The following is a 13,148-nucleotide window of genomic DNA, read 5'->3' as shown; positions in this document are numbered from 1 at the left end:
CCGCGTAAATGAAAAAGTTTTTAGGCTACATCCTTTCGCCCTTTGCCACAATTGCATTTTTGCTGGTGCTTTGCATCTTCCACCCCCTACAATGGATATGCTATAACTGGTTTGGTTATGCTGCCCACAAAAAATGTGTAGATATACTCAACTTCTGGCTCATAAGCACCTATTATATAGTTGGCAACAGCGTGAAGTTTACCAACAACCAAAACTTGCCGGTTGGCCGCCCCATGATATTTATTGCCAACCACCAAAGCACGTTTGATATTCCGCCGATGATATACTTTTTGCGTAAATACCACGCCAAATTTGTATCTAAAATGGAACTCACAAAAGGCATCCCATCAATATCCTACAACCTGAAAAAAGGCGGCGGCGCTAATATTGACCGTAACGACCCGCGCCAATCTATGAAGGCCCTATTTGATCTTGGCGACAGGATGAAGCAGAACAACTGGTCGGCCATGATATTCCCGGAGGGCACCCGCTCGCGCGATGGTAAGCTAAAAACCTTCCAGGCGGCAGGCGTGGGCGCTATTTTAAGAAAATGCCCCGACGCTTTGCTGGTGCCTGTTGCTATCAAAAACTCATGGAAGATGATTCAGTACGGATTATATCCCCTCAACACTTTCACCCCAATGAGCTTTGAAGTATTAGAGCCTGTTGAACCGGGCACCGGGAAGATTGATGAGGTGATAAAAATTATCGAAGACAGGATAAAGGCTGTTGTTGAGGAATAGTTTTAGAGGCTTGAGATTAGAGATAAGAGGTTAGGCGGGGCTATACCTTTTCCGGGGTAATTATGCGCCTTTGCCTTACGTTATCTTAACCGTTAATAGGGTAATATCATCAATAGGTTTTCCTTTAATTACCGTATTAATATGCTCCATCATGGCGTCATTAAAGTTGTCGGGAGATAAATTACCGTTGTTTATCACAAACTCAAGTAATTTTTCTTCGCTCCAGGCTTTGTGGTTTTGCAATTCGTGATCCATCAGCCCGTCGGTATAATTAAAGAAAAGGCTGTTGGGGTCTATATCTATTTCACCCTCATTTAAAAATGGCAACTCGTCAAAAGCGCCTATCATGGTGGTGCCCAGTTTTAAAGGGAAGGCTTCGCCATCGCAGTACAAAATGGTAGGGTTATGCCCGGCGTTTACGTAATTAAGCTTACGCGTTTTCTCGTTAAAGCGTGCCAAAAACAAGGTGATAAAGCGCTCGCCCTTAGTGTTATGAATAACCAGCTTGTTCAGTCTTTCTACTATAGTGGTTAGGTCGTCTTCAATAGCAGCAAGCCCCTGCAAACTGGCCTGGAAATTGGCCATCAGTAAAGCCGCCGAAATACCTTTACCAGATACGTCGGCAATGCACCATAAAAACTCGTTCTCGTTCAGCCGGAAGAAATCAAAATAATCACCGCCTATGTTTTGGTGAGGCATGTATTTGGCCCCCACCTCCACCCCATCGTCCTTGTAAACCCTTAAGGGTACCAGCATATTTTGCACCTCAACGGCCAGCTCCATTTCGCGCTGAAAGCGTTCGGCCTGCAGGCGTTCGCGGAAGAGTTTTTTGTTCTCCAGCGCCACTACAATAACGTTAATGAGGGTTTGAATAAAGGTAAGGTCGTTATTCAACATCTCGCCCGAGGTGGGGAACTGCCCTATCAGCGCGTAGGCCAGTGCCTTATTTTTATGATAGATGGGAATGTAGTAATCGTACTTGCTAAGCACCGGGTCGGCATGGCCGGTAAGTACCGATGGCGATTTGATTTTGCTGAGATGGGTCCATGTACCGTTGAGTACGCTGGCAGGCTCTATATCGCCGCCGTATTTGGATATGCAGCTATAAACTTTATCCTTGGCTATCATAAACCTGAACTTGCCAATTTGCAGGTAGTTGCGCAGGATATACTCCAGCATCTTTATCAGATCGGGCGTGGAGGTGTTTTTATTGATGGCCTGCGTAATTTCGAGCAAAGCATTCAACTCCGACTGCCGTTTCAGCAGCAGCCTGATCAGTTCCTCTTCGCCCGAACTTCCCTGAGTGTTTTGCATTATTATAATAGGCAGCCTAAAATAATGAATAATTTATTTTTAGCAGGATTTGTTTGCTTTTTGTGGCAAATGTTAGTTTACAGTACGGCCCTTCCAAGAGTATTTGCGTGTGTTGCCGATAAGGCCCACATAAACAAAATAAACTATGTGTATGGGAATGAGAATGATAAGCAAACCCACCAAATTAACACGCTTAAAAAACGATGTGATAGGCAATAAAAACGCCACCTCGAAAATATACTTCAGCAAAAACTGAACGAGGAAAAGTTTAAAAAAGAAAATATTGTAGAAGCTCAGCCCGGCGTTCACCAGCAGCGAAACGTTGAAAAGCCATATAGCAACCGCCAGCGCCACTATCCATTTATCTTTATACCGGGTAGATTTGGATGCCCAGCGGCGGCGTTGCTGCAAAAACTCCTGTAAGGTATGCTTGGCGTGTGTATAAACTACTGCCTCGCTGTTTTTAAGAAAACCTATGCGATTGGGGTATTTTACCGCTACCTTTTGCAGCAGTAATTCGTCGTCGCCCGAGGCCAGGTCGTCTATCCCTTTAAAACCGCCCACTTCGTAAAACACATCCTTGCGGTAAGCAAGGTTTGCCCCATTGCAGGTAGATGCCCGCCCGTTGCCTATGAAGGCAGCGCCAATGCCTATGAGGTACGAAAATTCAAGCGTTTGTAGTAATTCAAATAAACTCCGCTCTTCAAAATAGGTAACCGGCGACGATATCATTACCGGTTGATGCGTTTCGTAATAACTCACAATAGTGCTCAACCAACTTTTGCCCATACGGCAATCGGCATCGGTTGCTACCATCAGGTCGCCTTTGGAGCGGGCAATGGCCTCGGCAATGGCCTTCTTTTTATAGGAGTTTAGTGGTTTATCTTCCTTCAGCTGCATCAGCGTAATACCCTGCGATGCGTAGCTGCTAATGATCTCGGCGGTGCGGTCGGTGCTATGGTCGTCAACTATAATTACTTCTACCAAGTGGCGGGGATAATCCTGCGCCAGAATATCTTCGATGGTTTTATGGATGAGTTCTTCCTCGTTACGCGCAGCTATCAGTATAGTAACGCGGGTATTTAGTGGAGCTCCATCTGTTTTAGGGCGGCGCAATGCTGCCCAGCCTTTAATGAGGTACGCCACTACCAAAAGGTATATGCCGGTGAGGAAAAGAGAAACGAGGCTATGTGCGATCAAAGAATTTGAGTTTTAAAACGAACACCGAGCCCATAATGGCCGGTATAATTAAGTTAATAAGCCAGATAGATGATACCGCTGCAATAATAGCTATTTGCTGGTCGGTAATGTAAGAAAACAAACGCATGGCGGTAAAACTGCGTACGCCAATATCCAACAGATCGAGCGAGGGCAGGGCCGATTGGACAAAAATAAACACAACTACCGTAAGCATCATGGCGGCAAATGGAAGCCCGGGCAGCAACAGGTGTATCACCAAGTAATATTGCACCGAAAATACAGCGAAGCGCGCTATACTGTAACCTATAACAACGGTCAGCTCGCGAAAATTATACCGCCCCATAATATCAAAAAAGCGGTGGTACTTTTTTAGGAACTTTATTTTATCGAGCAGGTTTACTAACCAGTTAATGTGGAAGTAGACCACCAGCAGCAAAGCCAGGAATAGCATAGACAGCACCGCTATGCCCCAGTAAAGCCAGGCAGTTAAATGAAAGTAGGTGTAGGCAAACCATAGCGAGGCCAATACCCCCATAACGTTGGTAATAACGTTTTGCGCAAACGCACCAACCGCCATAGCAAATACACCGTGTATACGTTTACGGTTGGGCAGAAACATTACCCTGCCGCCAAACTCGCCTATGCGATTGGGGGTAAAAATAGCCCAGGTAAGCCCGCAAAAAACCGCTTCCACTGCTTGCCATACCGATATGGAAGCAAGCCTTTTAGAAAGGAATTGCCATTTAAAACTTTCCAGCAGCCAGTTAATCAGCATGAGCAAAACTACCGCTGATAAGGTAATAACTACCTGTTGGTGGCTGATATGCGAAACCAGCACGCGGAATTGTTGCAGGTCGTTGTTCTTTTTTAAAAACTTATGGTAAATAAAATAGAAAGCCAACACCAATATGGCGGCTTTGAGCAAGTACGAAAGAAATTTTCGGGCGGTAGCTGTCAACAACAAAAATTTGTGCAATGTTACAAAAAGCAACGCAAGCGGCGGGCTTGCCGCCAAATTATTCCGATAAGTGGGAATGAATGTGGCAAAGCAAATACAAAAGATGGGGCTTTTTGTTTAACCACCTGCCTGTGGTGGGGTTTAAAATGTCGGCGGCGTCCCCACCGCCGACAAGGGAAGATGAATACTACCCCAATATCTCCTTAATATCATCTGCCGAAAGCGACTTAATAAAGCTCTCTTCGGTGGTGATGAGCGAACGGGCCACGCTGAGTTTGCGCTGCTGCAGGGCTAATATCTTTTCTTCTACGGTATCTTTAGTGATGAATTTGTAGATGAACACGTTTTTGGTTTGGCCGATGCGGTGTGTACGGTCAATAGCCTGTTGTTCTACCGCCGGGTTCCACCATGGGTCGAGGATGAAAACGTAATCCGCCTCGGTGAGGTTCAGCCCCACGCCGCCGGCTTTTATGGATATCAGGAACACGCGTGTTTTGGTATCTTCCTGGAATTTTTGAACTACATCGCCACGGTTCTGCGTGCTACCATCCAGGTAAACGTAAGGGATACCCTGCTGATCGAAGTGTTCGCGGTAGATATTCAGTTGTTTCACAAATTGCGAGAATATCAACACTTTATGCCCGCCATCCAGTACGTTGGCCAGAGTATGCACCACGTTCTCAAACTTGCCCGAATCGCCCTCGTAGTCCTGGTCTATCATGGCGGGGTGGTTGGCTATCTGGCGTAGCTTTATCAGCCCCTGCAAAACCTGCATTTGGGTTTTGGCGTAAGTGCCATCCTCAATGCTGCGCAGTAATTCGTTGCGGTATTCAGATTTTACCTTGTCGTACACCTCGGCCTGTTCTTCGCTCATCTGGCAGTAGAAAAGGTTCTCGGTTTTAGGCGGCAACTCGGTAGCCACCTGCTCTTTTGTACGGCGTAATACAAAGGGTTTAATGATCGCCTGAAGTTTACGTGCTTTCTCTTCATCCTTTTTCTTCTCTATCGGCGCAACAAACTCATTCTGAAAATATGCCTGCGCTCCCAGCAAACCCGGATTAATAAAGCTCATCTGCGTCCACAGGTCGTTCACCGAGTTTTCTACCGGCGTGCCGCTCAGTATCAGCTTAAAGCGCGACTTAAGCAAGCGTACCGCCTGGTATGATTTGGACGATGGGTTTTTGATGTTCTGGCTTTCATCCAATATCACATAATCGAAATAGTAATCTTTAAACATTTCGATATCTATACGACTGATACCATACGTGGTGATGATTACGTCGTAATTGGCAAACACCTCTGCCGATTTATAGCGGAATGCACCGGTGTGCACCATGAGGCGTAATTGCGGCGCAAACTTACGCCCCTCGTTAAGCCAGTTATAGATCAGCGAGGTGGGCATAATTACCAGCGATGTAGCTTTGCTGCCTGCCGCTTCGGTATCCTCCTTATGCTTTTGCAGCAAGGCCAGGGTTTGTATGGTTTTACCCAAACCCATGTCATCGGCCAAACAACCGCCAAAATGGTAATCCTTCAAAAAGTGGAACCAATTGTAACCCGCCTTTTGGTAAGGGCGAAGGCTGCCTGCAAAGTTTACCGGCATAGGCATATCTTCGGTTTCGTCGTAATTGGTAAGCTTTTGCAGCTTGCGGTTCATGCTGGTTTCGGCCATTTCACCTTCCAGCTCGTGCACAAGGCCAACATGGTGGCGGCGTAGTTTTATACCATCGCCACTTTCCGAAAAATGCAGCAGGTTACCGTACTGCGAAAACCAGTGTTCGGGTATTACGGCTATCTCGCCCGATGGCAGTATAAATTCTTTTTTATGGCTTAGGATATGGTTCTTCAGTTGAATGAAGGGTATACGGTATTGCCCAAAGTAAACCACGCCGTTAATATCGAACCAGTCGTTATTTTCGGATATCTCGATATCTATTTTGGTAACACCAAAAACGTAGCGCTTCTGGCCGTCTGGCTGTTCTATCTCAAAGCCTTTTTCAATAAGTTCATCGTGGTGTTGATTCAGCCATTCAAAAACCGGGAAAGAGCGGTCGCTATCGTCATCGCCATGCGCCACTTCCAAATTTTGAAAAAGCGAGGAAGTAAGCGTAAGCCCTAAACTCTCCAATTGAGCAAGTTTGCCCTTCTCCCAGGTTGTAGAGCGCTTAATGCGATGAAAAAGGTAATCGTCGCCGGTTTTTTCCATCCGTACCGATATATGCCTGCCATCGCCGTAGGGGAAAATATAGCCCGCATATTTAAAATAAAGCTGCAATTGCGATGTGCCGCCTTCTACATATACCGGCTTTAAACAAGCCGTAGCATCGTACTTTTCGGTATTTATAGTAAAGCCTTCGGCATATACGTTATGCTTCTCTATAAGTGGGGCCACAAACTTTTCAAAGTACGAATGCTCCGACGATTTGGGGATAGATATAAAGCGCTTATTTAAAAAGGGCTGCAGTTTTTTACCTTCTATCTCTTTATCGAAATAGTAGAGCGTATCATCAAGCAGCATCCAGGCAGGATGGTTGCAAATGATCTCGGCATCTTTAAACATAAATTCGATACGCAGCCCCCGGTATTTAATGGTAGGAAAGTAACGTATCTCCTCCTCATTTCGGCGGAAATGAAACAGTACTGAAGCTGCCTCGTCGGCAATGTGAACCTTACGGCCGGCGGGATACCCCTCCTTGCTCATCAGGTACAATTGTTTATTGCCTGTACCTATTAGTGCCAGGGCCTCTACTATCTTTTTCTCAATTTTCGGGCGGATAACGTCAAATACCTGGTCGTTAAATACCTTGGCAAAATACTCGAACGGGCGTATGGGCTTTTTATAGAACCTTTTAATGATGTTGCCTTGTTCAATATCCTCCAGCAGCTTAATAAGCTTGCGGTCGGTATCATCTAAACAGTGGTTAAACTCAACTGCGGTATTGCTGAAAAGGCGTTGGTAAGTGAGCGAAAACTCGCCATTAGGGTTTAGCTGCACAATGTGCGGCTCTATTACGTATAACAGGTAATCGTGCCGGGCAATGGCATATATAATTTGGCAAGGTTTGTTGCTGTCTACGCGTAACATCAATTTTGGCTAAAAATTAATGAAAGCTACATCAACAAAAAATTCAAACGTAAACAGAAATTGTAATAAACTAAAATTTTTAGTGCGATTTTTTTAAACAATTGCACCGGCAAAAACAGCCTTCACCCGCGGGCTTTATTTTACGCCGTCAATTACCGTATTGTTTGCATTGTCGGGCGCAGGCTTAAGCAAAAGCTTTTTGCCAAAGTTAATGGCGGGCTTTTCGATGTATTTGAATATTAACGCTGCCGAAGCAATGGTTATGGAAAGCGTAATACAGTCAAATGCAATGTTTAATGCCACATTGTTTTGTATTTGCACCGTTTTAAGGCGGCCCAGCATATAAACACATATGGGCACATGGATGAGATAAATGGAGTACGACAGGTCGCCCAGACGCGAAAAGAAATTATCGGGCAGCGGGCGTATGCTGTTGGCAATAATAGCCAGGCAGGTTAAAATGCAAACAATTAACCAGTTGATGTCTCCTGCGTGCCAGATGGCACCAAGGCACAAGAGTAGTAACAAGATGACCAGAATTTTATTGCCTTGAGCGTTATGCAGCAGATAGTGGCCGCCCAAACCGAGTGCGAAGGATGGCCAATTTTTTAAAAAGAAGGCAGGAATATATTGGGGCGGGGCAACAAGGGTTACAGCTGTAATAAACACAAATGCTGCCAGGCGATATTTTGGCTTCAAAAACAGCACCAGGTAAACAACAATGTAAAAACACACCTCGCACGAAAGCGACCAGTATACCCAATTTATTGTTTTGAAATGCGTAACCGGCGAGGTAAACAGCGTAATTATTGCCATTGCATGCAATGGTGTTTTGGGTAGCGCGGCAACATCGTTAATATGATTTATTAAAAGCTTGCCCGCTATTATGGCCAAAATTAAAACTACACTAAACCAATAGGCGGGGAATATCCTGAAAAAACGCCGTGTAATAAACTCATTGGGCGAACGGGTATGCTTAACCGCTATAAGTATACAATAACCGCTTATTACAAAAAAGGCCGGTACGCCAAGCCAAAGCATGCCGCAAATATTGCGGTACCAATTATCCTTGTATTCGATATAGGCCTGTTGATGAAAAAAGACCACAGCACAGGCGGCAAAAAAGCGCAATAAATCTATCGTATTGTTACGGCCTGCCGGTTTGTTCATCAGGCTATTTCTATCTCCCCTTCAAACACCAACTCGGCCGGCCCTTCTAAAAATATATTAGTGAATTTTTCGCCATTGTTGGTAAAGCGGATATTGAGGTCGCCGCCCAATACCCTAATGGGGGTGCTGATATTACCAAACTGCCCGTTGTGTTTAGCCATGGCGAGCGCTACAGCTGTAACCCCGGTTCCGCAGGCATAGGTTTCGTTTTCTACTCCACGCTCAAAGGTGCGCACAAAGTAGCCCTCGCCGGTTTTCTCCGCAAAGTTTACGTTGATGCCGTTGGCTTTGTAGGTAGCATTATTGCGGATGGCATAGCCTTCGTTGTAAACATCTTTTACGGCTAAGTCGGCAGCCAGCTTTACGTAATGCGGCGAGCCGGTGTTGAGCACGTAAGCTTCGCCGTCTTTGCTGATGTCGTTCACATCTATCATCTGCAGGCTCACCCAATTGCCTTCGTCGGTAATTTTGGCATGATGGGGGCCATCTGTAGCCAGAAAATTTGTCGTATCGTATATAATGCCCAGGTACTTGGCAAAGGCCACTATGCAACGGCCGCCATTGCCGCACATGCTGCCTTCGTTGCCATCGGCATTGTAATAAACCATTTTAAAATCGTAGCCATCCAGGTTTTCCAGCAGCATTAAGCCGTCGCCGCCAATGCCGAAACGCCTGTCGCACAGCTTTGCCACGGTTTCTTTATCAGGCTGATTCACAACGCCTTCGCGGTTGTCTATCAAAACAAAATCGTTGCCGGCACCCTGGTATTTGTAAAACTTTATATTCACGTTAAAATATTATATGTTGGCGGTAGTTTTAATATAAGCTAACAAGCCATAACAAATGTATGCCCTTGTTAATTTAGTTTTAACAATTTTTAACAAAATTGCATATAACTTATCATTGTTTATATCGTCTATATGGTATTAAATTTGAATCCCGGTAGATAATACCGCAAACAATAAATAGAATTGAATAAAAATATGAAAAGATTTGGTTTAACATTACTTACCGCCTTTGCGGGCGGTGCGTTGGCCTTAGGCGTATACAAGTTTGCCGAAAACAAATACGACCAGGGCATGAGTTTCGAAGACAAACAGAAAGTTTATTTTACCAGTAACCGCTCAAATGCGCCTACGGTATCATCTGCCGGCACGGCCGATTTTACACAGGCTGCTGCAGAAGTTACCCCGGCTGTAGTTTACATCCGTACCACGTATTCGCCAAAAAGCAATGGCAACCAGGATCAGTTCGAGCAAATGTTCGGGCAGATGTTTGGTCAGCGTATGCGCCCTCAGGGCCCGCAAATGGCATCGGGTTCGGGTGTGATCATTTCGCCTGATGGTTATATTGTGACCAACAACCACGTGGTTGCCAAAGCGGAGAAAATTACCATTACTACTAACGACCACCGCCAGTTTGAAGCGAAGGTAATTGGTACCGACCCTAATACCGATCTGGCGCTGATCAAAATTAACGGCACTAACCTGCCAATTGTAAAACTAGGTAACTCGGATGCCGTGCGTGTTGGCGAGTGGGTATTGGCTGTGGGTAACCCTTTCAAACTTACCTCTACCGTTACAGCAGGTATTGTTAGCGCAAAAGGCCGCAGCATTAACATCATTGGTAAAGATGATGACCAGGACCAAGACCAAAACCCTTTCGGCCCGGTTACTCAGCAGCAACCATCTTTGCGTAAAGGTATCGAGTCGTTCATCCAGACAGATGCTGCCATTAACCCCGGTAACAGCGGTGGTGCATTGGTGAACACTGCCGGCGAACTGATAGGTATCAACGCTGCTATTGCATCGCACACTGGTTCGTACGAGGGTTATGGTTTTGCTATCCCGGTTAACCTGGCCAAAAAAGTATTGAACGATATTAAAAAATATGGTTCGGTTAAGCGTGGTTACATTGGTATCAGCTTTGCCGACCTGAGCGACCCCGAAGCGGCACAAGGTGTAAAAACTGATAAAACTAACGGCCTTTATGTAAACTCGTTAGTTGAAGGTGGTGGTGCAGAAGCTGCCGGTATTAAACCCGGTGACATTATCACCAAGGTAGAGGGTAACACCGTTTACGAATCATCAGACCTGCAAGAGCGCGTGGCACGTTTACAACCCGGCGATAAAATTAACATCACCGTATTACGTAACGGCAGCGAGAAAAGCTTTGATGTAACCCTGAAAGCCGAAAGCCCTACTGCTAAAACTGCAGCACTTTCTAAATCAGCATCAGAACTGTTCAACAAACTGGGCGCAAGCTTCCAGCCGTTGAGCCAGGCGCAGAAAGCTAAATTCCATGTAAACAATGGTATATTGGTTACGCAAGTACGCCCGGGTGGTATATTTGATGATACCGAAATTCCGGTAGGTTCTGTTATCACATCTATCAACAAGCAGCCAATTGCCAGCATTGATGATATGGATAACGCCCTTACTAACCTTAAAAACGGCCGACTAATCATCACCGGTTACTATCCTAACGGTGGCAGCTTCAGCAACGTTTTTGAGATACAATAAGCGAAATTTTTGGAGTGAATATAAACAGGAAGCCCGGCCGACAGCCGGGTTTTCTGTTTTAGAACCATATTGTAGAGATGCAATACCTTGCGTCTCCCGCATGCAAAACCAGTGTATGGGCACGCCCGATATTGCTACAAATATTAGTATCTTTACCCCCGTTATGACGATGAGTGCGGGAACACCTTTTAACTTTTTGGAGCAAGACCTTTTACTACTGCCGCAAAAAGCTATTTACTGGCAGCAGGAAAAAGCTTTGATAGCTGCTGATGTGCATTTGGGGAAGGTGGGGCATTTCCGCAAGGCGGGTATAGCCATTCCGCGGGATATGGAGCAGGATGACCTGGCCATGCTATCAGACCTTATAGCCGAGCACCGCCCCGAAAAGGTCATCTTTCTTGGCGATCTGTTCCATAGCGACCTGAATGCCGATTGGGATTGGTTTGTGATGTGGCGCAGGCAATTCCCCAAGCTACAGATCATACTGGTAAAAGGTAACCATGATATTATCCACGACAAGCATTACCTCGACCTGGATATTGTATTGACGGAAGAGTTAAGTATGGGCCCGTTCCTGATGTTGCACCACCCTCTTGCAGACGCGGCAGTAAAAGCCGAAGGCGGCTACGTGCTTTGCGGGCATATACACCCGGGTGTTAACTTAGTAGGCCGCGGCAGGCAAAGCATCACCCTCCCCTGCTTCGCTTTCGGGAAAAACCAGGCCATACTGCCATCTTTCGGCAGGTTTACGGGCAGGGTAGCCATCCGCAGCCAAAAAAGCGATAATATCTTCGGGGTGCTGAAGGATAAGGTTATCGCCATTAGTTAAGTTGAAAGCCTAAAGTATGGAGTCGCAAGTCTTAAGCTCTGAGTCAGAAGCCAGTGTTTTTACTTCAGACTCAAAACTTGCGACTTCGGATTTAAGACTTACTTCTGTTTCTTCAGATAATCATGCACTTCGGTATCAATCTCGTTGAAGGGCACGTTAGATTTGATCATCTTCCAATCTTTACTTACTAAAAAGTACATCGGCAAGGTTTTAATTTCCCATGCTGCTACGTTTGGCGATTGGTCGGCTTTGCCATCGCTTAGTTGCTGCCAGGGTTTACCATCGTTCTTGATGATGTTTTTCCAACCGTCAACATTGTCGGTTATAGCTACCGATACTACTTCAAATTGCTCCCTATCGGCAGGCGTGAGGATGATGCCCTTTACCAATTGGTTATGAAACAATTGGCTGGTTTCGTTTTCGGGTTTCCAAAACTCTACCAAAACAATTTTTTTGCTGATGGCGGCTTTGTTGAATGATTTTCCATCAGCCGTAGTTCCGGCAATTTCGGGGGCGCCGGCACCGGAGAACTGGCTAAGCAGGCTGCCCAGTTTGTTGCGTATCTTCAAGCCATCATCACTTAACTGCACCTCATTGGGGAATTTTTGGAAGATGGTGCTATACTCCTTTGCATACTCAGGATAGTATACCTGTTGCATAATATGCGCACCTATTTTGCCTTGCGGATGCTTGTTGGCGTATTCGCCAAGTACTTTCAGGTCAAGCTCGCGGCGGTCTTTTTGTATGGCGCGTGTGCTTTCGTAAAGGGCAGCGCGTTTATCCTTAGGCATTGCAGCAACCTCTGCCGACTCCAAATATTTTGTTAACGAATCTATTTTATGGTCAATAGCTGCGGTATGCCTTGCCTGTAGCTGATAGTAATCGCTCAGTTCTTTTTGCGTTGCCGAGGTAGTGGTAATTGTTGGATACGCGTTGGGCTTGGCGGTGTTGGTTTGTATGGTATAGTTTCCGTTCTCCAAATAAACATCGTAAGCTATTTTGCCGGTAATGGGCTTATTGTTATCAATAACCGTGAGGCTATAGTAACCCGGCGCTTGCAGTTGCATATTTTTGGTTAGCTCGCCATTTTTCAAAGGCTCGTTAAAAGCCTGCTCGCCTGCTTGTTTTAATATGGCTCTTCCGTTGGTAATTCCGTCAGCTTTAATGGTAAGTTCTAAGTGTGGGGTTTGCTTACAGGCTGCAAGTACAAGAAGAATGGGGGCTATGTAGCGTAGTTTCATACGGGTGGTTTAAGCGCCCCTAAATAAGGTAAAAAATCACATCGTCCCAAACAAAAATCCAAGAAACCCCGAAGCGCCATTTAGCA

Annotated in this window: 10 protein-coding genes; 3 read left to right on the top strand and 7 right to left on the bottom strand. The window is 45.6% G+C overall.

All coding sequences use genetic code 11. From position 1 onward, the window contains the following. The first annotated feature begins 8 nt into the window (after positions 1-8). The gene (locus BC343_RS23575; RefSeq protein ID WP_078350260.1) at positions 9-743 is read left to right on the top strand and encodes a lysophospholipid acyltransferase family protein; all 735 of its coding nucleotides are present in this window, start codon (positions 9-11) and stop codon (positions 741-743) included. Positions 744-818: 75 nt separating this feature from the next. Here BC343_RS23575 and BC343_RS23570 read toward each other — a convergent pair whose 3' ends face one another. The 6 genes from BC343_RS23570 to dapF all read right to left on the bottom strand — a co-directional run bounded on the left by BC343_RS23570 (position 819) and on the right by dapF (position 9,258). After that, positions 819-2,057 (bottom strand): PP2C family protein-serine/threonine phosphatase, encoded by a 1,239-nt coding sequence (locus BC343_RS23570; protein WP_078350259.1) that lies wholly within the window; start codon positions 2,055-2,057, stop codon positions 819-821. 72 nt (positions 2,058-2,129) lie between these two features. After that, positions 2,130-3,257: a glycosyltransferase family 2 protein gene (locus BC343_RS23565; protein WP_143822325.1), complete on the bottom strand. Its 1,128-nt coding sequence runs from the start codon at positions 3,255-3,257 to the stop codon at positions 2,130-2,132. After that, positions 3,244-4,215 (bottom strand): lysylphosphatidylglycerol synthase domain-containing protein, encoded by a 972-nt coding sequence (locus BC343_RS23560; protein ID WP_078350506.1) that lies wholly within the window; start codon positions 4,213-4,215, stop codon positions 3,244-3,246. The genes BC343_RS23565 and BC343_RS23560 overlap by 14 nt, the downstream gene beginning before the upstream one ends. Positions 4,216-4,402: 187 nt before the next feature. Continuing rightward, positions 4,403-7,300, bottom strand: a complete 2,898-nt coding sequence (locus tag BC343_RS23555) for a DEAD/DEAH box helicase (protein WP_078350258.1) — start codon at positions 7,298-7,300, stop codon at positions 4,403-4,405. 135 nt (positions 7,301-7,435) lie between these two features. After that, complete coding sequence (locus BC343_RS23550) at positions 7,436-8,470, bottom strand: acyltransferase family protein (protein WP_078350257.1); 1,035 nt, start codon at positions 8,468-8,470, stop codon at positions 7,436-7,438. Then, positions 8,470-9,258: a diaminopimelate epimerase gene (dapF, locus tag BC343_RS23545; protein WP_078350256.1), complete on the bottom strand. Its 789-nt coding sequence runs from the start codon at positions 9,256-9,258 to the stop codon at positions 8,470-8,472. Before dapF ends, BC343_RS23550 begins: the two co-directional genes overlap by 1 nt. Before the next feature lie 195 nt (positions 9,259-9,453). On the opposite strand from dapF, the gene BC343_RS23540 reads away from it, so the two are divergent. Then, the gene (locus tag BC343_RS23540; protein ID WP_078350255.1) at positions 9,454-10,992 is read left to right on the top strand and encodes a Do family serine endopeptidase; all 1,539 of its coding nucleotides are present in this window, start codon (positions 9,454-9,456) and stop codon (positions 10,990-10,992) included. A gap of 100 nt (positions 10,993-11,092) precedes the next feature. Continuing rightward, positions 11,093-11,821 carry a ligase-associated DNA damage response endonuclease PdeM gene (gene pdeM, locus BC343_RS23535; protein WP_238381844.1) on the top strand — a complete coding sequence of 243 codons (729 nt, stop codon included), beginning with the start codon at positions 11,093-11,095 and terminating at the stop codon, positions 11,819-11,821. Between the two features lie 98 nt (positions 11,822-11,919). Here pdeM and BC343_RS23530 read toward each other — a convergent pair whose 3' ends face one another. Then, complete coding sequence (locus BC343_RS23530) at positions 11,920-13,062, bottom strand: TlpA family protein disulfide reductase (protein ID WP_078350254.1); 1,143 nt, start codon at positions 13,060-13,062, stop codon at positions 11,920-11,922. Positions 13,063-13,148: the final 86 nt, after the last annotated feature.

Source organism: Mucilaginibacter pedocola, from assembly GCF_002013915.1.
GTDB lineage: Bacteria > Bacteroidota > Bacteroidia > Sphingobacteriales > Sphingobacteriaceae > Mucilaginibacter > Mucilaginibacter pedocola.
This window is presented reverse-complemented; position numbering and strand designations above follow the sequence as displayed.

Coding starts and splice junctions, on each gene's coding strand:
- BC343_RS23570 (WP_078350259.1), bottom strand. CDS start 2,057: ATGCAAAACACTCAGGGAAGTTCGGGCGAAGAGGAACTGATCAGGCTG.
- BC343_RS23530 (WP_078350254.1), bottom strand. CDS start 13,062: ATGAAACTACGCTACATAGCCCCCATTCTTCTTGTACTTGCAGCCTGT.
- BC343_RS23550 (WP_078350257.1), bottom strand. CDS start 8,470: ATGAACAAACCGGCAGGCCGTAACAATACGATAGATTTATTGCGCTTT.
- BC343_RS23575 (WP_078350260.1), top strand. CDS start 9: ATGAAAAAGTTTTTAGGCTACATCCTTTCGCCCTTTGCCACAATTGCA.
- pdeM (WP_238381844.1), top strand. CDS start 11,093: ATGCAAAACCAGTGTATGGGCACGCCCGATATTGCTACAAATATTAGT.
- BC343_RS23555 (WP_078350258.1), bottom strand. CDS start 7,300: ATGTTACGCGTAGACAGCAACAAACCTTGCCAAATTATATATGCCATT.
- BC343_RS23540 (WP_078350255.1), top strand. CDS start 9,454: ATGAAAAGATTTGGTTTAACATTACTTACCGCCTTTGCGGGCGGTGCG.